The organism is Acidovorax sp. SUPP3434 (genome assembly GCF_030159015.1).
GTDB lineage: Bacteria > Pseudomonadota > Gammaproteobacteria > Burkholderiales > Burkholderiaceae_C > Paracidovorax.
Window position 1 is genome coordinate 43444 of the sequence record NZ_BQXL01000010.1, and the last position, 20306, is coordinate 63749.

Annotated in this window: 21 protein-coding genes; 19 read left to right on the plus strand and 2 right to left on the minus strand. The window is 69.6% G+C overall.

The genetic code is table 11. From position 1 onward, the window contains the following. Positions 1–8: 8 nt before the first annotated feature. Positions 9–926 (minus strand): non-homologous end joining protein Ku, encoded by a 918-nt coding sequence (gene ku / locus AVKW3434_RS15855; protein WP_284406623.1) that lies wholly within the window; start codon positions 924–926, stop codon positions 9–11. A 158-nt stretch (positions 927–1084) separates the two neighbouring features. Here ku and AVKW3434_RS15860 point away from each other — a divergent pair, with 158 nt between their 5' ends. The 4 genes from AVKW3434_RS15860 (at position 1085) to AVKW3434_RS15875 (ending at position 3471) form a co-directional block, all read left to right on the plus strand. Next, entirely contained in the window at positions 1085–1417 is a 333-nt protein-coding gene (locus tag AVKW3434_RS15860) for a hypothetical protein (protein ID WP_284406624.1), read from the plus strand. Positions 1418–1483: 66 nt separating this feature from the next. Continuing rightward, a complete protein-coding gene (locus AVKW3434_RS15865) occupies positions 1484–2527 on the plus strand; it encodes an NAD(P)H-dependent flavin oxidoreductase (protein WP_272565680.1) in 1044 nt (347 codons plus the stop codon). Positions 2528–2569: 42 nt separating this feature from the next. Then, positions 2570–2902 carry a DHCW motif cupin fold protein gene (locus tag AVKW3434_RS15870; RefSeq protein ID WP_272565681.1) on the plus strand — a complete coding sequence of 111 codons (333 nt, stop codon included), beginning with the start codon at positions 2570–2572 and terminating at the stop codon, positions 2900–2902. Between the two features lie 152 nt (positions 2903–3054). Next, positions 3055–3471 (plus strand): hypothetical protein, encoded by a 417-nt coding sequence (locus AVKW3434_RS15875; protein WP_284406625.1) that lies wholly within the window; start codon positions 3055–3057, stop codon positions 3469–3471. 38 nt (positions 3472–3509) lie between these two features. Here AVKW3434_RS15875 and rpe read toward each other — a convergent pair whose 3' ends face one another. Next, positions 3510–4190 (minus strand): ribulose-phosphate 3-epimerase, encoded by a 681-nt coding sequence (gene rpe / locus AVKW3434_RS15880; protein ID WP_092745201.1) that lies wholly within the window; start codon positions 4188–4190, stop codon positions 3510–3512. 69 nt (positions 4191–4259) lie between these two features. Between rpe and apaG the strand changes: the two genes are divergently transcribed. The 15 genes from apaG to AVKW3434_RS15955 all read left to right on the plus strand — a co-directional run bounded on the left by apaG (position 4260) and on the right by AVKW3434_RS15955 (position 20302). Beyond that, positions 4260–4667 carry a Co2+/Mg2+ efflux facilitator ApaG/CorD gene (gene apaG / locus AVKW3434_RS15885; RefSeq protein WP_284406626.1) on the plus strand — a complete coding sequence of 136 codons (408 nt, stop codon included), beginning with the start codon at positions 4260–4262 and terminating at the stop codon, positions 4665–4667. Beyond that, positions 4664–6643 carry a transporter-like protein TlpB gene (gene tlpB / locus AVKW3434_RS15890; protein WP_284406627.1) on the plus strand — a complete coding sequence of 660 codons (1980 nt, stop codon included), beginning with the start codon at positions 4664–4666 and terminating at the stop codon, positions 6641–6643. The genes apaG and tlpB overlap by 4 nt, the downstream gene beginning before the upstream one ends. A 190-nt stretch (positions 6644–6833) precedes the next feature. Continuing rightward, complete coding sequence (locus AVKW3434_RS15895) at positions 6834–8093, plus strand: cation:proton antiporter (RefSeq protein ID WP_272565687.1); 1260 nt, start codon at positions 6834–6836, stop codon at positions 8091–8093. Beyond that, entirely contained in the window at positions 8083–9207 is a 1125-nt protein-coding gene (locus tag AVKW3434_RS15900; protein WP_272549522.1) for a YbdK family carboxylate-amine ligase, read from the plus strand. Before AVKW3434_RS15895 ends, AVKW3434_RS15900 begins: the two co-directional genes overlap by 11 nt. 23 nt (positions 9208–9230) lie before the next feature. Next, positions 9231–9770 carry an O-acetyl-ADP-ribose deacetylase gene (locus AVKW3434_RS15905; RefSeq protein ID WP_284406628.1) on the plus strand — a complete coding sequence of 180 codons (540 nt, stop codon included), beginning with the start codon at positions 9231–9233 and terminating at the stop codon, positions 9768–9770. Between the two features lie 246 nt (positions 9771–10016). After that, on the plus strand, positions 10017–10256 hold the full coding sequence (locus AVKW3434_RS15910) for a hypothetical protein (RefSeq protein ID WP_284406629.1): 240 nt from the start codon (positions 10017–10019) through the stop codon (positions 10254–10256). 101 nt (positions 10257–10357) lie between these two features. After that, positions 10358–10708 (plus strand): RNA-binding regulator, encoded by a 351-nt coding sequence (gene rbp, locus AVKW3434_RS15915; RefSeq protein ID WP_284406630.1) that lies wholly within the window; start codon positions 10358–10360, stop codon positions 10706–10708. A 415-nt stretch (positions 10709–11123) separates the two neighbouring features. Further along, positions 11124–11525 (plus strand): GreA/GreB family elongation factor, encoded by a 402-nt coding sequence (locus AVKW3434_RS15920; RefSeq protein WP_284406631.1) that lies wholly within the window; start codon positions 11124–11126, stop codon positions 11523–11525. A gap of 36 nt (positions 11526–11561) precedes the next feature. Then, positions 11562–12536 carry a thiamine-phosphate kinase gene (thiL, locus tag AVKW3434_RS15925; protein WP_284406632.1) on the plus strand — a complete coding sequence of 325 codons (975 nt, stop codon included), beginning with the start codon at positions 11562–11564 and terminating at the stop codon, positions 12534–12536. A 373-nt stretch (positions 12537–12909) separates the two neighbouring features. Next, positions 12910–14682, plus strand: coding sequence for a pectate lyase (locus AVKW3434_RS15930; RefSeq protein ID WP_284406633.1), 1773 nt, complete (start codon positions 12910–12912; stop codon positions 14680–14682). Positions 14683–15000: 318 nt separating this feature from the next. After that, positions 15001–16767: a methyl-accepting chemotaxis protein gene (locus tag AVKW3434_RS15935; protein ID WP_284406634.1), complete on the plus strand. Its 1767-nt coding sequence runs from the start codon at positions 15001–15003 to the stop codon at positions 16765–16767. Positions 16768–16877: 110 nt separating this feature from the next. Beyond that, positions 16878–17426: a chemotaxis protein CheW gene (locus AVKW3434_RS15940; protein ID WP_284406635.1), complete on the plus strand. Its 549-nt coding sequence runs from the start codon at positions 16878–16880 to the stop codon at positions 17424–17426. 112 nt (positions 17427–17538) lie between these two features. Next, positions 17539–19242 carry a DUF4139 domain-containing protein gene (locus tag AVKW3434_RS15945; protein WP_284406636.1) on the plus strand — a complete coding sequence of 568 codons (1704 nt, stop codon included), beginning with the start codon at positions 17539–17541 and terminating at the stop codon, positions 19240–19242. Next, positions 19239–19778 carry a phosphatidylglycerophosphatase A family protein gene (locus AVKW3434_RS15950; RefSeq protein ID WP_284406637.1) on the plus strand — a complete coding sequence of 180 codons (540 nt, stop codon included), beginning with the start codon at positions 19239–19241 and terminating at the stop codon, positions 19776–19778. The genes AVKW3434_RS15945 and AVKW3434_RS15950 overlap by 4 nt, the downstream gene beginning before the upstream one ends. A 104-nt stretch (positions 19779–19882) precedes the next feature. Next, positions 19883–20302, plus strand: a complete 420-nt coding sequence (locus AVKW3434_RS15955; protein ID WP_284406721.1) for a CinA family protein — start codon at positions 19883–19885, stop codon at positions 20300–20302. Positions 20303–20306: the final 4 nt, after the last annotated feature.

Sequence of the window (20306 nt, forward strand, 5' to 3'; positions counted from 1 at the left end):
GCAATCGCTCACGCCGCTTTTCTTTCCGGTGCGCTCTTCCTGGCGGCGGCGCTTTTGGCACCGGCCTCCCTGGCAGGCGCCTTGGCCGACGCCTTGCCGGCCGTTTTGCCCGCGCCTTTGCGCACAGGCGCGGAGCCACCCTTGAGGCTGCGCTTGAGCAGGGCCGTGAGGTCGATCACTTCGCCGGTCTGCGGCGCTTCTTCCTCCGGGTCCATCACCGTGTGGCCTTCGCCCGCCTTCGCCTTCTTGTCCACGAGCTTCATCACCTGGATGCGGAACTCGTCCTTGAAGTCGGCGGGGTCCCATTTTCCGGACATCTCCTCGACCAGCTGCTTGGCCATCTTGAGTTCCGCGGCGCTCACACTCTTTTTGCCGGCGGCCGGCAGTTCGAGCGAGTCGAGCGTCTTGACCTCGTCGCCCCAGCGCAGCAGGTTCAGCACCAGCGCCGGCCCCGAAGGCACCAGCGCGGCCAGGTGCTGCTTCGTCGAAATGACGACCTTCGCGAGACCGACCTTGCCCGTCGCGATGAGGGTTTCGCGCAGCAGCGCATAGACCTTGTCGCTCTTGTTGACGGGTGCCACGTAGTAAGGCCGCTCCAGGAAGATGAACGGCATTTCGTTCGCATCGATGAAGCGCTCAATCTCGATGGTCTGCGTGGTCTTGGGGAACACCGCCTCGATCTCTTCCGGGCTGATGATGACGTACTTGCCGTCTTCGTACTGCACCCCTTTGACGATGTGGTCCTTGTCGATTTCCTTGCCGGTCTTCTTGTTGATGCGCTTGTAGCCCACCGGGTCCATGGACCGCTTGTCCAGCCAGTCGAAGTCCACGCCCTGCTCCGTCGCCGCCGTGTGCAGCCCGACAGGGATATGGACCAGGCCGAAGGTGATGGCGCCCTTCCAGAGCGTGCGACTGCCAGTTGCCATGTGACTTTTCTCCGAAGGGGAAACCCCGTTCGCCCCAGTCTGCGTTGATCGGTCTGCCCCCCTTGTAGGCGGCCGCTTGCCGCAGCGGTAGGCATTGCCTGCCAATCGGGTGGCGGCACGGCCTTGGGCCATCCCCCGCGATCCCCTATGCTGGAGCGATGCCGTCCGCCCTCCGCCCCATCGCCATCCATGTGCAAGAGCCTGCCCCCGGGGACTTCCGCTGGGTGCTGATGGAGCGCGAAGGCGGCGGTGCCTGGGCGGAGATGGAACGGTCCGCGTCGGCCGCGGGCACCTACCACCAGGCCCTGGCCGATGGGCTTCGGGTGTTGCAAGCCATGATCGAAGACCTGGACATCGGCCCTCGCCTCGCCGTGAAGCGGGCCGCGAAAGCGGTGGCGCCATCGCAGGATGCGCCCCAGACGGAGCGCCCGCCGGCCGATCCCCCGGCCCCCTCCAAACCCTCCCTGTTCGGATTCGGCCCCGCCCGCTGAACCGCCGCGCGTGGCGGCTGGAGGAGGTGGTGCAGAATGCCCACCACGTCCCTACAGGCCCCACCGATGACCACGCTCCAACACCTCCTCGGCACCGAATTTCCCCTCATCCAGGCGCCCATGGTGGCGGTGTCGGGAAGCGCCATGGTGATCGCCGTGAGCGAAGCCGGGGGCCTGGGCTCCTTGCCCTGCGCCGGGCTCACACCCGACCTGATCCGCCAGGAAGTCACGGCCATCCGCGCCGCCACCCGCCGGCCCTACAACGTCAATTTCTTCTGCCACACGCCGCCCCAGCCCGATCCGCAGCGGGAGGCGGCATGGCGTGCGGCGCTGGCGCCCTATTACGCCGAATTCGGCCTTCGCTCGGAGGACATCCCCGCCGGAGCGGGACGCCATCCGTTCAACGCCGAGGTGGCCGGCCTGCTGGCGGAGTTCCGGCCGCCGGTGGTCAGCTTCCATTTCGGGCTGCCGCCGGACGACCTCCTGGCGCAGGTGAAAAGCTGGGGCTCCAAAGTCCTCGCGTCGGCCACCACGGTGGAAGAAGCGCTCTGGCTGCAGGCGCGGGGCGTGGACGCGGTCATCGCGCAGGGCCTGGAGGCCGGCGGGCACCGCGGGCACTTCCTGTCGCACGACCTGACGAAGCAATCCGGCACCTTCGCGCTGCTGCCCCAGATCGTCGGCGCCGTGCAGTGCCCGGTCATCGCGGCCGGGGGCATCGCGGACGCCCAGGGCGTGGCCGCGGCCATGGCACTGGGGGCCTCGGGCGTGCAGGTCGGCACCGCCTACATGCTGGCCACCGAGGCCACCACCAGCGCAGTGCACCGCGCCGCATTGCAAAGCGACGCGGCGCGCCACACCGCCCTCACCCACCTGTTCACCGGCCGCCCTGCCCGCGGCATCATGAACCGCGTCATGCACGAACTGGGGCCATTGAATCCCGCGGCCCCGGAATTCCCTCTCGCGACGGCCGCGCTGGCCCCGCTGCGCGCCAAGGCGGAAGCCTTGGGGCGCAGCGACTTTTCACCACTGTGGTCCGGACAGAACGCGAGCGGGTGCCGGGAGGCGTCCGCCGCCGACCTGACGCGCGCGCTGGCGAAGGGCCTGCGCTGAGCGGCCGACCGTTTCCAGATTCACCGGCCCCACCGCTTTGACATGAAAATTCCTGCACTGCCCTTCACGACGACGGACTGGTCGCTCATCGCACCCACCGAGCACCCTGGCGAGACCGGAACGGCCCTGTGGCGCACCCAGACGGTGGGCGACATTCGCATTCGCCGGGTCGACTATTCCGCCGGCTACCTGGCCGACCACTGGTGCGACCGGGGCCACATCCTGTTCGTGCTGGAAGGCACGCTGGAAACCGAATTGAAGGATGGCCGCCGTGTCACACTCACGGCCGGCATGAGCTATCAGGTATCCGACTTCGGCGATGCGGCCCACCGGTCGTCGACGGCCACGGGCGCGCAGCTCTTCATCGTGGATTGACGCCTGGGCCGCCCTGTGGCGGGCGAACGGCCCGCACGGCGGCTGCGCACCGTCCGACAGACGCTCCCTCGGTGTACGCCTAGTCTGCAAACCTTGCCCCGGCCGGGCCTTCGCCCGGCTGCCAGGGGCGGTTCGCATACCAAAGGATCACCATGCCGATGTCTTCTCTTCGCCGCTTTTCCGCTCTCGCCGCCACCGCCCTGCTGGCCGCAGCCGCCGCCACCGCGCACGCCGCGCCGGACGAATCCGCCCGGGCCCGCTACGAGCGCGACCGCCAGGCCTGCCTGAGCGGCAACACGCAGCAGTCCCAGGCCGTGTGCCTGCAGGAAGCGGGTGCGGCCCTCGAATCGTCGCGCACCGGTCAGTTGACCAATCCGGGCGCCCAGGCCGAGCAGAGCAATGCGGTGGACCGTTGCGCCGTGTTCAAGACGCCCGAAGAACGTTCCGCCTGCCTGGACCGCGTGAAGGGCCCGAGTGCCGTGTCCGGCTCGCCCGCCGCGGGCGGCGTGCTGCGCGAGAGCACCACGACCACCATCGTGCCGGCCCCCGCCACGCCACCAGCGCGTTGATTGCCGTGGATGCAGGCCGAGCCCGCGGCCGAGCCGCGTCAGGCGAGCTGCGTGCGCATGGCGCCGATCACGCCGGCGTAGTCGGGCTTGCCGAAGATCGCGCTGCCCGCCACGAAGGTGTCCGCGCCCGCATCCGCCACGCGGCGGATGTTGTCGGTCTTGATCCCGCCGTCCACTTCCAGGCGGATGTCCTTGCCGCAGGCGTCGATGCGCCGGCGCACGGCCTCGATCTTGCGCAGGGCCGAGTCGATGAAGCTCTGGCCGCCGAAGCCCGGGTTCACGCTCATGATGAGGATGAGGTCGATGTCGTCGATCACCCAGTCGAGCACGTCGAGCGGTTCGGCGGGGTTGAACACCAGGCCGGGCTTGGCGCCCTTGGCGCGGATGGCCTGCACACTGCGGTGCACGTGGGCCGAGGCGTCGGGGTGAAAGCTGATGTAGTCGGCGCCGGCATCGGCGAACGCGGCGGCCAGCGCATCCACGGGCTGGACCATCAGGTGCACGTCGATCGGCACGGGCTGGCCGTCGGGGGTCTTGGCGTGGGGCTTCAGCGCCTGGCAGATCATGGGCCCGAACGTCAGGTTGGGCACATAGTGGTTGTCCATCACATCGAAGTGGATCCAGTCGGCGCCAGCGGCGATGACGTTCTTCACTTCGTCGCCCAGGCGGGCGAAATCGGCGGACAGGATCGAGGGGGCAATGCGGTAGGTGCGGCTCATCCCCCGATTGTCGCAGCAGCTAGCGGCGATCCGGAAGGCACGGCCGCGGGCCCGGGTACCATTGCGCCCATGCCGAAGTACCAGTTCCAGGCCGAGGTGCAATCCCAGTACCTGCCCGAGCAATCCACGCCCGACGAGGGCTTTTATGGCTTCGCCTACACCATCACCATCACGAACACGGGCGACACCCCTGCCCAGCTGATCTCCCGCCACTGGGTCATCAGCGATGCGCGCGGCCACACCGAAGAGGTCAAGGGCCTGGGCGTCGTCGGGCAGCAGCCGCTGCTCAAGCCCGGGGAATCCTTCCAGTACACGAGCGGTTGCCGCCTGCGCACGGCCAGCGGCAGCATGCACGGCCGCTATTTCTGCGTGGCCGAGGACGGCGAGCCGTTCGAATGCCCCATTGCGCTCTTCGTGCTGGAAGCCGTGTCCGGCGACGCCTCGGGCGCACCCCTGAACGGCAGAGTGCTGCATTGAAGCGCCACGCCAATGACCTGGGCCACCTGCTGGCCCAGCTGGATGCGGGCGCACCGCTGGCGCAGCGCCACCTTTGGCTGATTGCGCTGCTGGACTGGGTGCGGGGCAACCGCCGCTCGGTCGAGGCCGCGGTCGGCCGCATGCAGCTGTTCGTGGAGGCCATCGAAAAGGACGACGCCGCGCGCCAGCGCCTTCAGGACTGGTGGAACGCGCTCGTCGGCACGGTGGATATCACCACCTTGCTGGCCGATTTCGGCTTCGCCCCGCGCACGGCCCTTGCCAGCGAAGTGGCGGAGCGCCTGCGCTACAAGCTGCTGCCCGGCAGCCCGGAGACCATCGACGCGTCCGAGCTGTTCATGCTGGCGCTGCCCTACGATTTCGATGCGCTGTGGCTCGCGGCCCTGGACGAGGCCCTGCTCGCGCGGCTGCTGTCGGCCATGGCCCCGGCCGAGGCGCCGGGCGCCACCCGCTGGCAGCGTGCCCTGCTGGACGCCATCACCTATTGCGCGGGGCAGATCCTGTCCACCGGCTTCGCACCCGAGCTGCGTCTGCGCATGAGCGAGGCCGCGCGCGACGCGCAGCCGTTCCACGCCCTGATCCGCGACGTGGAGAGCGTGCGCGTGGAGGTTCTGCACCAGCTGCGCACCACCGACCGGCTCGACGAATCCGTGCAGCGCCTGCGCGAGCGGCTCGATGCCTGCCGCGCCGCCGCGGCCACTGTGTATTCGCACTTCGAGGACAACGGCATTTCGGTGGGGCTGGTGTTCCGGCTGCGCCAGCTGCGCGAGCGCATCCTGCGCGTGCGCGAGCTGCTGGACTGCCTGCTCTCGCCCACGCCCGCCCCCACCGCCGCCCGCCTGATGGCGCGGCTGGTCACCGTGGGCCGCGAACGGCGCAGCCTGCGCGCGCTGCTGGCATCCAACTCGTCGCTGCTGGCGGCCAAGGTGGCCGAGCGCAGCGCCGAGACGGGCGAGCACTACATCACGCGCACCGGCGCCGAATACCGCGCCATGGTCGGCAAGGCCGCGGGCGGCGGCCTGGTGATGGCCTTCACCACCCTCATGAAGTTCGGCCTGGCGGCATTGGCGCTGTCGGCCTTCTGGGGCGGCTTCTGGGCGGGCGTGAACTATTCGGTGAGCTTCGTGCTGATCCTGCTGTTGCACTTCACGGTGGCCACCAAGCAGCCCGCCATGACCGCGCCGGCCATGGCGGCCAAGCTCAAGGACCTGGACTCCGACGAGGCCGTGGTGTCCTTCGTGGACGAGGTCACGCACCTGGTGCGGTCGCAGGTGGCCGCGGTGCTGGGCAACGTGCTCGTGGTGTTCCCGACCGTGATCGGCATCACGCTGCTGATCGCCAAGGGAACCGGGCAGACGGCCATCAGCACGGCCCAGGCCCACCACGTGCTGGAGTCGCTGCACCTGCTGGGGCCCTCGCTGCTGTTCGCGGCGTTCACCGGCGTGCTGCTGTTCGCCTCCAGCATCATCGCGGGCTGGGCGGAGAACTGGTTCGTGCTGCACCGCCTGGATTCGGCCGTGCAGTACAACCCACGCATCACCCGGCTGCTGGGCACGGCGCGCGCCGCTCGCTGGGCGCATTTCCTGCGCGAGAACCTGTCCGGCTTCGCCGCCAACATCTCGCTGGGCTTCATGCTGGGGCTGGTGCCGCCCATCGCCTCGTTCTTCGGGCTGGGGCTGGACGTGCGCCACGTCACGCTGTCGTCGGGCCAGCTGGGAGCGGCCAGCACGGCGCTGGGCCTGCCGGTGCTGCACATGCCGCAGTTCTGGTGGGCCGTGGCCACGATTCCGCTGCTGGGCGCGCTGAATGTGTCGGTCAGCTTCTACCTGGCCTTCCGCCTCGCCCTGCGCGCGCACAGCGTGACGGGGGTGGAGCGGGCCCGCGTCTATGCGGCCCTGCGCGCGCGCCTGCGGCGCGCGCCGCTGGAGTTTTTCATGCCCGTCCGGCGCACGGCCTGAGCCCTGTTAAAAGGTCTTTTCTGCCGCCTTGATCCACCCCGGAATGGAGGCCTCCGTCCTACAGGGTGGGGCCACCCCAGCGGGTAAATTCGGGCGACCCCGGGGTCGGGCCGCTGCGCGCCGAGGGGGCTTTGCGAAGGCCGACCCAACCCTGCAGGCCTGGCGCCTGCGCGAAGAGGACATACAAAGAATGGATGAAATCCTGAGCTTCTGGGCGCAATGGTTGCGCCCTTCGGCCGGGTTGCCCACCGTGCAATGGTCGCTGCTGCTCGCAGTGGCCGCGGTATCGGGCTACCTTTTCCAACGCCATATCGGCCTGCCCAAGGTGGTGGGCTACACCCTGGTCGGCACCATCGCCGGCCTGCTGGGCTTCACCGGCGCCGTGTGGCCGCTGCAGGGCATCAGCCTGTTCCTGCTGGAGCTGGGCATCGCGCTGGTGCTGTTCGAGGCGGGCGGGCGCATTCCGCTGCGCTGGTTCCGCCACAACCCGATGGTGCTGGTGCAGAGCATCGCCGAATCGGCCCTCACCTACTTCGCCGTGTACTACGTGCTGATGTGGCTGGACGTGCCCCAGCGCGCCGCCGGACCGCTCGCCCTGGTGGCCCTGGCCGCCTCGCCCGCGGTGCTCAGCCGCGTGGTGGCCGACACGCGCGCCGCCGGCCCGGTGACCGACCGCGCCATGGTGCTGGCCACACTCTCCACGCTGTACGCCCTGACGCTGGGCAGCGCCACGGCAGAGCTGATCAACCGCCCCGCCGCGCGCATCATGGACACCATCTACCCGGTCATGGTGGTGCTGGGCGTCTCGATCATCGTCGGCGCCGTGCTGGCCCTGGTGCTGCGCATGGCGCTGCGCTTCATGAGCCCCACGAGCGAGAACACCTCGTTCCTGCTGCTCACCCTCATCGCTGCCGGCACGGCCGTCGCGGCCCACATGGGCGGCTCCGCGCCGCTGGCCGCGCTCCTTGCAGGCATGCTGCTCAAGCAGCTCAATCCGCGCCCCTGGGCCTGGCCCCGCCAGATGGGCACGGCCTCGTCGTTGCTGACCATGCTGATGTTCGTGCTGGTCTCCACCGTGGCGGCGCAGGCCGACTGGAGCGGTCCGGTGGCCGGCGTGGTGCTGGCCCTGATCGTTGTGCGCCTGGCGGCCAAGGCCCTGGGCGTGGCGGTGGGCAACGTGGGCAGCGGCGCCAGCTGGCGCCAGGCCCTGTGGGTGGGCTGCGCGATGACGCCGATGTCGTCCATCGCGCTGCTGATCGCATCGCAGTTCGTGGTGGCCTCGGCCTCCACCGGCCAGCTGATCGCCCGCGTGGCGCTGCCGGCCATCCTGGTCATGGAAGTGCTGGGGGCCGTGATCGCCACCGTGGCCATCTACCGCGCGGGCGAGAGTTCGAAACCCTGGGCGCCGCTCTCGCGCGCCGCCAACGGAGACAACAGCCGTGAGTCTTGAAGCCTTCCACCATTCCGAGCCCCTGACGCTGGGCGTCGAGCTGGAGCTGCAGCTCGTCAACACGCACGACTACGACCTGGCACCCTACGCCGAGGACATGCTGCGCCTCATGCACAAGACGCCGCTGCCCGGCAGCGTCGTGCCCGAGATGACCAACAGCATGATCGAGATCTCCACCGGCGTCTGCCACAGCAGCAGCGAGGTGCTGGGCCAGCTCACGCAGATCCGCGATGCGCTGGTCAAGAGCGCGGACAAGCTCAACATCGCCGTGGCCGGCGGCGGCACGCACCCGTTCCAGCAATGGCACGAGCGGCGCATCTACGACAAGCCGCGCTTTCGCGAGCTGTCGGAGCTGTACGGCTACCTGTCCAAGCAGTTCACGATCTTCGGGCAGCACGTGCACATCGGCTGCCCGGACGCCGACGCGGCGCTGCTGATGCTGCACCGCATGTCGCGCTACATCCCGCACTTCATCGCGCTGTCGGCCTCCAGCCCCTACGTGCAGGGGCAGGACACGGCGTTCGATTCCGCCCGGCTCAACTCGGTGTTCGCGTTCCCGCTGTCCGGCCGCGCGCCCATGGCGCTCACCTGGACCGACTTCGAGCACTACTTCGACAAGATGACGCGTACGGGCGTGGTCAAGAGCATGAAGGACTTCTACTGGGACATCCGCCCCAAGCCCGAGTTCGGCACCATCGAGATCCGGGTGTTCGACACGCCGCTCACCGTAGAGCGCGCCGCCGCGCTCGCCGGCTTCGTGCAGTCGCTGGGTGCGTGGTTCCTGGCCGAGCAGCCCTTCATGCCGACCGAGGACGACTACCTCGTCTACACCTACAACCGCTTCCAGGCCTGCCGCTTCGGCATGGACGCGGTCTATGTGGACCCGGCCACGGGCAACCACATGCCGCTGCGCGACCACATCCTGCAGACGATCGACCACATCGCGCGGCACGCGGGCGTCACCGGGGCGTCGAGCGCGCTGCACATGCTGCGCAGCGAGGCCGACGCCGGCCAGAACGACGCGCGCTGGCTGCGCGAGCGCCAGCGCAACGAGCAGTTGCTGGGCGAGGTGAGCCGGCAGGCGGCGCAGCGCTTTCGGGGCGCGGTGTCCTGACGGGCCGACGGCAGGCCGCGTCCATGGCGAACGCCACGCTTCGCGCGCTGCGCGCCGACATCACGCGGCTGGCGGTGGATGCCATCGTCAACGCGGCCAATTCGTCGCTGCTCGGCGGTGGCGGGGTGGATGGCGCCATCCACCGCGCGGCCGGCCCGGAGCTGCTGCACGAATGCCGCCTGCTGGGCGGGTGCAAGCCAGGGGATGCGAAAGCCACCGGGGGCTACTGGCTGGCGGCCTCCGTCATCGTGCACACGGTCGGCCCGGTGTGGCGCGGCGGCTCGAACGGCGAGGCGCAGTTGCTGGCCTCCTGCTATCGCAGGTCGCTCCTGCTGGCGAGCGAACGCGGGGCGAGGACGGTGGCGTTTCCCTGCATCAGCACGGGCATCTACGGCTACCCGATCGGGCCGGCGGCGGTGGTGGCCGTCGATGCGGTGCGCGCCACCCTCGAACAGACGCCCGATATTCAGGAGGTGACCTTCTGCTGCTTCTTGGAGCAGGACCTGTCCGTGTACCGGGCGGTGCTCGGGCAACAGGCCGACCAGCCCCGGGAATGCCCCTGAAAGCGGCATCTTTAAAACCAACGAGAATATTGATTGATTTTTAAATTCTCAATGGTGATATAATGCCCTTTGTTGCAGTCATGGCGCCTGACCCGGGCCGTCACCGCAACGCTTGCCGGGAGCCGGCCATCGGCCCCCCCCTGGCAATCCGCCTTTTGCGACCTTCGTCGCCCTGTCGATCTGCCGAGCTGCAGCCGACCGAGTTCCTCGATGCTCACGCAGGCCCTCTCCCGCCTGCGATCCTGAATGAACCAGATTTCCAAGACCGCCATTCCCATGGGCCAGTACGTCGTCTCGCCCTCGACACACCCGACCGACTGTGGCCGCTTCCGCGCCTCCTTCTCGGTCCATCGATCCCAGGGCAACGGCAGCTACTGCCGCGTATTCCGTTTCGACAAAGCGTTTGCATCCCGCGAAGCTGCCCGGCTCTTTGCCATCACCCAGGGCTGGCTGCAAACGAGCATGCCGCACCCTCCGGCGTGCTGAGGCCCAGGGGCTGCCGAGGCAGATCCCTTTTCCCCTTTTCGCACCACCGTCCTCCAACGGCGCGCCATTCGTTGCGCACCTCTTTCAGAAAGGCTCTTTCCATGAGCAGCAAAATCTACGTGGGCAACCTGCCCTACTCCGTGACCGACGCCATCTTGCAAAGCAACTTTGCCGAGTTCGGCAACGTCTCCTCGGCCAAGGTCATGATGGACCGTGAAACCGGCCGCTCCAAGGGCTTCGGCTTCGTGGAAATGGCGTCCGCCGAAGCGGCCCAGGCCGCCATCACCGGTCTGCACGGCATGTCCGTCGACGGCCGCTCGATCGTCGTGAACCTGGCCCGCCCCCGCGAAGAAGGCGGCGGCTCGGGCGGCTACAGCGCAGCGGGCTACGGCGCGAACAAGCGCTCCGACGTGGGCTACGGCACGGGTGGTTTCGGCGGTGGCCGTTACTGAGCCCCGCCGCACTCCGCGAAAAGCCGGCCCTCCTGGGCCGGTTTTTTTTCGCCCGGCCGCCCGGCATGCCGCCCCCTCTGCACGCGCCGCAGCGCGAGGGGGCACCCAATCTGGCAAAGGGCGTGAGGCCATTGCGGGTGCCGCCCGCGTGACGGCCTACACTGCCCGCATGCCCTTCCCCCTCTCCGGCCCCCACCACGCCACCCTCGCCGCACTGCCCCGCGCAGCGGCCGGCGCGCACGCGGCCGCCAAGAGAGCGCATCGGCCGGTGCCCCCCGCACCTTTCTGAGCCCGGCGGTCCGCTACCCTCCCTTCTTCTTTCAGCGCAACCCTCCGCCGCCGGGCCCCCGCCTCGCGCGGCCGCGGGCGCCCCCTCTTTCGGGCGGTGCCCGCATGGATTCGATGGAGTGTGTCGATGCATGCAACGATTCACGGCGAGCGCACGCTCACCGAACTGGATTTCGCCCGCCTGAGCAAACTGCCCGGGCGCGAGCTTCCCCCCGCCCTGGCCGCGCTGCTGGCCAGCGCCGAGGTGACCGGCTCGCGCGCCGTGCCTGGCGATGTCGTGACGATGTACTCGCGCGTGGAACTGGTCGATGTGCAGACCGCCCGGCGCCAGACGCTCACGGTCTGCTATCCGCGGGATGCCGAGCCCACGGCCGGCTTCATCTCCGTGCTCTCGCCGGTGGGCAGCAGCCTGCTGGGCCTGAAGGTCGGGGACGTCGCGAAGTGGCTCACGCCGAACGGCGACGCCTGCGCGGCGCAGGTGGTCGCCATCCTCTTTCAGCCCGAGGCCAGCGGCGACTACCAGACGTAGCGCGGGCGGTGGCCTGCCGCACCGTATGCTCCTGCCATGGGTGAATTCGATCTGATCCGCCGTTTCTTCCAGCGCCCCGTGCGCCGTGCCGCGCTGGGCGTGGGCGACGACTGCGCGCTGCTCGCGCCCGCGCCGGGCATGCACCTGGCCGTCTCCAGCGACATGCTGGTGGAGGGCCGCCATTTCTTCGCCGACGTCGACCCCGAGGCGCTCGGCCACAAGGCGCTGGCGGTCAACCTGAGCGATCTGGCCGCGTGCGGCGCCCGGCCGCTGGCCTTCACGCTCGCCCTGTCGCTGCCGCGGGCCGACAGCGACTGGCTGGAGCGCTTTTCGCGCGGGCTGCTGGCGCTGGCCGATGCGCACGGTTGCGAGCTGGTGGGCGGCGACACCACGGGCGGGCCGCTCAACATCTGCATCACCGTGTTCGGCGAAGTGCCCGCCGGCCAGGCCCTGCTGCGCAGCGGCGCACGCGCGGGCGACGACCTGTGGGTGAGCGGCACGCTCGGGGACGCGCGGCTGGCGCTGGAGGCGCTGCGCGGCGAGCGCACCCTGCCCGCGCCCTGGCTGGCCCAGGCCCGCGAGCGGCTGGAGCGCCCCACGCCGCGTGTGGCATTGGGGCAGGCCCTGCGCGGGCTGGCCCGCAGCGCCATCGACGTGAGCGACGGGCTGGTGGGCGACCTGGGCCACATCCTGCAGGCCTCGGGCGTGGGGGCACGCATCGACACCCAGAACGCTATTGAATTAATAGCAACAGGAGCAATTAGTACTAAGGCATCAGGGGCTTTTGACCACGAAACCCTGCTGCGCTGCGCCCTGGCCGGCGGCGACGACTACGAACTGCTGTTCACCGCCGCGCCCGAGCACCGCGCCGAGGTCCAGGCCGCCGGGCAGGCCACGGCCACGCCCGTGGCCCGCATCGGCACCATCGAGGCCGCGCCCGGCCTGCGGCTGGTGGATGCACAGGGCCAGTCCCTCCACCAGCAATACTCGTCATACGACCACTTTCGCTGATCGGCAGCGCAATCACTTACGGGACATCACCGTCCCTGCAAAGCGGCAGTTGTCGTACCACTTTGTGACGAAATGCCACCGAAACCACGCTTGCGGCCATCCCGACGTTGGCAAACGATACCGACTGCGCAATCGTTTTCGCCTAAGTAGGTACTAACTCGAAGCGCCTTACCAAAGACTTACGCACCCTCTGGAGCGTGGCAGACCGGGTAAACACGCATCGCCTCCTCTCCCCTGCCTCCCACAATCGCCGCCAAGTTGTACGACATCCTTCAAGATGATCTGCACACCAAGACAGCCGGGATCCCCAGGCTGCGATCGCCGCGCCGACGGCGCGTGCATTCCTTGCATCGAAGACGAGAGGAGACATTCCATGAAACGCAGAGATTTCGCGCTGACGGCGCTCGCGCCGCTGTGGCTCACCGCCTGTGGCGGCGGTTCGGGCGGCGCATCCGGCCCGCAGGGCGAGGCGGCCACCGCGCTGCGGCGCGCCGCCGACTACATGGACGAGGTGGTCTCGTACCGCGGCGGCTACGTGTGGTCGTATTCGCCCGACCTGAAGCAGACCTTCGGCGAGATGGAGGCCTACCGCACCATGTGCTGGATCCAGCCGCCGGGCACGCCCTCGGTCGGCCACGTGTACCTGGACGCCTACCACGCCACCGGCGACGAACGCTTCCTGCAGGCCGCCGAGCGCACCACGCTGGCCATCGTCGCGGCGCAGCACGCCTCTGGCGGCTGGAACTACATCCACGACTTCGCGGGCGAGGCGTCGCTGCGCCAGTGGTACGACACCATCGGCAAGAACGGCTGGCGGCTCGAGGAATTTCAGCACTACTACGGCAACGCCACGTTCGACGACGCGGGCACGGCCGTGGCCTCGCAACTGCTGCTGCGCATGTATGTGGAAAAGCGCGACGTGCGCTTTCTCGCGCCGCTGCAAAAGGCCATCGACTTCGTGCTGAACGCGCAGTTCGGCCCCGAATACGGCGTGGCGAACGGCGGCTGGCCGCAGCGGTTCCCGCACTTTCCCGGCGCGGTCGGCGCCATGCCCTCGCCCCACCCCGAGCAGGTGCCCGCGGGCGCCCATTCGGGCATGGAGGACGGCGACTACACGCTGCACGTGACCTTCAACGACGACGTGATGGGCGAGAACATCAAGTTCCTCACGATGTGCGTGATGGCGCTGGGCGAGACGCGCCTGCTGGGGCCCATCGCGCGCGCCATGGAGTGCATGCGCCTCATGCAGCAAAGCGGCCCGCAGGCCGGTTGGAGCCTGCAGCACCTGTCGCGCCCGATGGCCGGCCGCCCGGCCGGCGCCCCGGCCGGCGCGCGCAGCTACGAGCCCCGCTCGCTGGCCACGCACACCACGCAGACCAACATCCGCCAGCTGTTCAACTACTTCCAGCTCACGGGCGAGCGCCGCTATCTCGCGCGCATCCCCGAGGCCATCGCCTGGCTCAAGACCTGCCCGCTGCCGGCGGCGGCCATCGCGGGCAGCCCGCTGCTGGGCGGCGGCCGCACCCACCCCACGTTCGTGGAGCTGGACACCAATGCACCGCTGTACGTGCACCGCTACGGCTCCAACATCCACAACGGCGGCTACTACGCCGACAAGGACTGGGCCAACACCGTCAGCCACTACTCGGCGGGCCGCGCCATCGACATCGCGGGGCTGGAGTCCACCTACCGGCAGCTCGATGGCATGAGCGATGCGGCCGTGGCCGCCATGGCGGCGCGCTCGCCCCTCAAGGCCGGCACGGCCACGCGCGCGCTGCCCCGGTATTTCTCGATCCGAGAAGTGGACTTCCCCGACCTGTTCGCGGGCGCCACCATGGCCACGCCCAAGGTGCCCGACAGCGAGGCGCGGACGCTGGTGGACGAGCTGGGCGCCAAGGGCTACTGGACCTCGCCCGTGCCCGAGGTCGTCAATCCCTACCAGGGCGACGGGCCCTCGGCCGCCTACACCGGCACCGCCTACCGCAGCAAGCACGTGGGCGATGCCTGGGACACGTCGCCCTATCCGGCCGACAACCCGCCGGAGGTCCCGCCCTACGTGAAGCGCGACAAGCCGCAGTTCATCGTCACCTCGGAGTGGATCCGCCGCATGGGGCGGCTCATCGCCTACGTCGCACCGCAGGCGTGATGCAGCGCGGGCATTGACGTTTTCGCGCCCCGGCGTCCCACGCCGTGGCCACCTGCCGCAGCCTGCCGGCCCGGGAGCGGACACCGGGCCGGCAGGCTGCCGGTCATTGGGCCGCACCCCATGGGTTGGCGCACGAAATATCATATTTATCAAATAGAAAAAACGGGCAAGAAGGTCCCAAAACGACGCAGCTCTCTTTCCAAGGGTCGAAATTTCCAGAATTCAGATATTTTTTGATATACATTTTTTGGTTTCAAATATATCATTTTTGCGAAATATTGCATTTCCATCTTCCCAGCCAGACCAGAGAGGAATGACATGACCCCGCGCAGCACCCTGACCGTTTCCCGGCGACTTTTGATCGCTTTCGGTACCGTCATCGGTATCTTCCTGGCGGTCGCCGCCACCTCCCTGTACAGCAGCGCCAAGCTGGCCGAGGCGGAGAAATGGGACATTCACACCTACCAGGTGCTGAACCGCTCCAACACGCTGCTCAACAGCATGGTCAACATGGAAACCGGCACGCGCGGCTTTCTGCTCAGCGGCGAAGACCGGTTCCTGGAGCCCTGGAAAGCCGGCACCCAGGCGTTCGACCAGGCCTGGACGGAGGTCAAGAAGCTGACCGCGGACAACCCCGCGCAGCAGCAGCGCCTGGACGGAATGAAGGCCCGCAACACCGAATTCACCGCCGTGGTGATCGCCTTGATGCAGGCACGGCGCGACGTGGCGGCAGGCACCAGGACCATGCAGGACTTCCTCGCGCAGTTCGGCCAGGGCAAGGACAAGGCGGCCATGGACGGCTTTCGCGCGCTGCAGGGCGAACTCGACAAGGCCGAGAGCGACCTGCTGGCCCGCCGCTCCGCGCAGGCCGAGCAGCTGCGCGCCTTCAATGTCAACGCCGTCGTGGCCGGCTCCCTGCTCGCCATCGGGCTGGCCTGTGCGCTGGGCGTGTGGGTGACGCGGTCCATCACGCGGCAGCTCGGCGGCGAGCCGGACTACGCCTCCGAGGTGGTGCGCCAGATCGCCGCGGGCAACCTCGCCGTGGACGTGAGCACCCGCGCAGGCGACCAGGCCAGCCTGCTGGTGGGCATGAAGGCCATGCGCGACAGCCTGGCGCAGGTGGTGGGCCAGGTCCGCCAGAGCAGCGACTCGATCGCCACCGGCAGCACGCAGATCGCCACCGGCAACGCCGACCTGAGCCAGCGCACGGAAGAGCAGGCCTCCAACCTGCAGCAGACCGCCGCCTCGATGGAAGAGATCACGGCCACCGTCAAGAACAACGGCGATACCGCCCGCCAGGCCACGCAGCTGGCCGACTCCGCCAGCGCCGTGGCGCAGCGCGGCGGCGTGGTGGTGGGCCAGGTCGTGGACACCATGGAGGCCATCACCGCCTCCAGCAAGAAGATCGTGGACATCATCGGCGTGATCGACGGCATCGCCTTCCAGACCAACATCCTGGCGCTCAACGCCGCCGTGGAGGCCGCCCGCGCCGGCGAGCAGGGCCGGGGCTTCGCCGTGGTGGCCAGCGAAGTGCGCAGCCTCGCGCAGCGCAGCGCCGACGCCGCCAAGGAGATCAAGGGCCTCATCACCGACAGCGTGCAGAAGGTGGACGCGGGCAGCCAGCAGGTGGAGGAGGCCGGCCGCACCATGGCCGACATCGTGGCGCAGGTCAAGCGCGTGAACGACCTCATCAGCGAGATCAGCGCCGCCACGCAGGAGCAGACGCTGGGCATCGGCCAGGTGAGCGACGCCGTGAGCCAGCTCGACCAGGTGACGCAGCAGAACGCCGCGCTCGTCGAGGAAAGCGCTGCGGCGGCGGACAGCCTGCGGGCCCAGGCGAGCAGGCTGGTGCAGGCGGTGAGCGTGTTCCGGCTGGACCACGAAGCCCCCAGCCTGCACGCGGTGGCGGCCCCCGCACCGGCCCGCGCCGCAGCGACCAAACCCGCCCCGCTGCGCGCGGCCATGGCACCGCACGCGCCGGCCCGCATGGCAGCTGCGCCCAAGAAGGCCGCCGCGCCCCGCCCGAGCCAGCCGTCGCTGGCCCTGGCCGGCGGCGGCAGCGAAGACGACTGGCAGAACTTCTGACACGCCCCCGCGCCCCGTCGTCCATGGCCCATCGTCCCGCCCCGGTACGATGGGCCACCGGACGCCGCCGGGACCCCTTTTCTTCCTCCATTGCCTGCAAGAGATCCGCCATGGCCCTTTCTTCACTGCCCACCGACCCCAACAACGCCACCGCCGCCAATGCCGTCAGCAAGGGCGGCGAATTCCTCTCGTTCCGCCTGGGCGACGAGGAATACGGCATCGGCATCCTCCAGGTGCAGGAAATCCGCTCCTACGAGCCGCCGACGCGGCTGGCCGGCGCGCCCGACTTCATCAAGGGGGTGGTCAATCTGCGCGGCATCATCATTCCCATCGTGGACCTGCGCCTTCGGCTGCATTGCGCCAGCGCCGAATACAACCACTCCACCGTGGTGATCGTGCTCAATGTCGGCCAGTACACCGTGGGCGCGGTGGTGGACGCCGTCTCCGACGTGGTGGAACTCAAGGCCGAGATGATCCGCCCCGCGCCCCAGCTGTCCTCCAGCGTGGACGCCCAATTCATCCTGGGCCTGGGCAGCGTGAACGACCGCATGCTGATCCTCGTGGACATCGAAGGCCTGGTCGGCAGCGAGACGCTGGGCCGCATGCGGCCGACCCACATGAGGCCCGCCGCCGCAGCCGCGTCGGCCTTCGCCGACTGATCACCGAGCGCCTGCGGCCGCGGCTGCGGTGGGCAGGGGTGAATAATCGCCGGGCGCGGTATCCTGCCGCCCGCCCCACGATTGCATCCGCCAGCCCATCCAGGAGCCGCACTTGATCCATTCCCTGCCCTCCCTGCGGCCTGCGCCCGCCGCACGGCCGACCCCCTCCCTGGCCGCGCTGCTGGCCGCTCTGTCCAGCGCCACGGCACTGCTGGGCACCGGCGCCGCCCTGGCGCAGGACAGCGTGGCCTCGCGAATCACGCAGGTCACCGTCTCGCCCGGCAGCGCCACCGTGGAGCGCACCGCGCGCGTGGCAGCCGGTGCCCGCAGCGCCGTGTTCCGCTGCCTGCCCGCCTCCATCGACACCGCCAGCCTGCAGATCGCCGCCGGCACCGGGGTGCGCGTGGGCGAATTCAAGATCACCACCGAAGACCGCGACGTGGCCGCCGGCTGCGCCAGCCCGCTGGACGGCCGCATCCAGGACCTGGAAGACCAGCTGGCCGCCGTGCGTGCCGAGACCGCCTCGCTGCAGTTGGTGAACCGTTACCTGCAGGGCGTGGCCGGCAACGCCGGTAGCGCGGCCGACACGCCGCAGCCCGACCGCCGCCCGGCCGCGGGCCCCGCCGCCGCGGTAAGCCCGGGCCAGATCGGCGCCACGGCCGATGCGCTGCGCAAGACCTCGCTCGACGCCCTCACCCGCTCGAACACACTCAAGCGCCGGCAAGAAGCACTGGAACTGGCCCTCAAACCCCTGGTGGCCGAGCGCAACCGCAATGCGGGCGGGCCCCGGGCGCGCGCCGTGTCGGTCGCCGTCAATCTGGCGGCCGAGCGCGAGGGCGAACTGCGTCTGACCTACCAGGTGCGCGGCCCCGGCTGGCAGCCCACCTACCGCGCGGTGCTCAACAGCGACACCGGCGCCGTGGTGCTGGAGCGCCTGGCGCTCGTCGCGCAAAACAGCGGCGAGGACTGGACCGACGTGCGGCTCACCCTATCCACGCAAGCCGCCACCCGCGCCACGCGCGGCCCGGCGCCCGGCGCATGGACCCTCGATGTGGCGCCGCCCCCGCAGCCGCAGATGGCCATGGCCCGGCTGCCCGCCCCGGCGGCACCCGCCGCGATGGCCGCGCCCGCCAGCCTGGCCGAGGAAGCCGAGCCGCCCAGCTTCGACGTCACCGCGTTCGCCGGCACCTACGCCACGCAGTTCGCGGTGCCCCAGCGCATCACCGTGCCCTCCAACGGCCAGCGCACCACGCTGGCCCCGGGCACGCACAACGCGGCTGCCACGCTGCTCACGCGCGCCGTGCCCGCCCGGCAGGAGACGGCCTACCTCGTGGCCGAGATCGCGCCGCCGCTGGGCGCCTGGCCCGCGGGGCCCGTGGGGCTGTACCGCGACGGCGCCTTCATCGGCAACGACACGCTGAATTTCGCGCAGGACTCCACGGCCGGCGGCAGGGCCACCCTGTGGTTCGGAGCCGACGACCAGGTGATCGTGAAGGCCGAGCCGCCGCAGGAGACCACCGGCAGCGCCGGCTTCACGGGCGGGCGCACCGAGCGCCGCACCGAGCGCGCCTTCCGCATCGAGAACCGCCACGCCCGGGCCATCGCGCTGCAGGTGCTGGATGCGGCGCCGGTCTCGCGCAACGAGAAGATCGAGGTCGAATCCCGCTACACGCCCGCGCCGCAGGACACGGCCTGGAACCGCACGCCCGGCACCATCGCCTGGCAGCAGCCGCTGGCCGCCGGCGCCACCGCGCGCTTCACGGCCACGCACACCGTGCGCTACCCGAAAGAGATCGCGCTGAGGGAGCGGGAATGAACGCCGCCCCCTTCGGCCCTGCCACGCCCGCCGCCGCACCGCGCCGCGCGACCGCCGCCTTCATGCGGTCGCACCCGGCGCACTGGATCGCCCTGGGCTTCGGCGCGGGCCTGTCACCCAAGGCACCCGGCACCGTCGGCACGCTGTGGGCGTGGCTGGCCTACCTGGTACTGCAGCAGTGGCTCGCACCCCTGCATTTCGGCGTGCTGATCCTGGCCGGCACGCTCGTCGGCTGGTGGGCCTGCACCACCACCGCGCGCCACATGGGCGTGGCCGACCCCGGCAGCATCGTGTGGGACGAGGTCATCGCCTTCTGGCTCGTGCTGTGGCTGTCCATGCCCATGGGCTTTTGGGGGCAGTGCGCGGCGTTCGCGCTGTTCCGCTTTTTCGACGCCGCCAAGCCCGGCCCCGTGGCCTGGGCCGACAGTTTGTTCAAGGGCTTCGGCTGGCGCGGCGGCTGGGGCATCGTGTTCGACGACCTGGTGGCGGCCTTCTGCACGCTGGTGGTGATCGCGCTCTGGAGGCATCTGTGGTGACACCGGACGATTCGCTATCAAAATCAGAGCATGATGCCCTAGGAAATATTGCACTGGAGGCCCATTTGGCCTACATCGCCGAGGCGCTCGTGGCGCGCGGCGCGATGCTGGCCACCGCCGAAAGCTGCACGGGCGGGCTGATCGCCGCAGCCTGCACCGACCTGGCCGGGTCGAGCCGCTGGTTCGAGCGCGGCTTCGTCACTTACTCCAACGCAGCCAAGACCGACCTGCTGGGCGTGCCCGCCGCCCTCATCGAAGCGCACGGCGCCGTGAGCGAACCCGTGGCGCGCGCCATGGCCGAGGGCGCCGTGGCGCGCTCCCTGGCGCAGGTGAGCGTGGCCGTCACGGGCGTGGCCGGGCCCGGGGGCGGGAGCGCGGACAAGCCGGTGGGGACGGTGTGGTTCGGCTGGTCGGTCGCGGGGCAAATCCACAGCGAAGTGATGCGCTTCGCGGGCGACCGGGCGGCCGTGCGTGCGGCCACCGTGCGGCATGCGCTGGCGCGGCTGGCCGATCTTCTGCACTGAACAC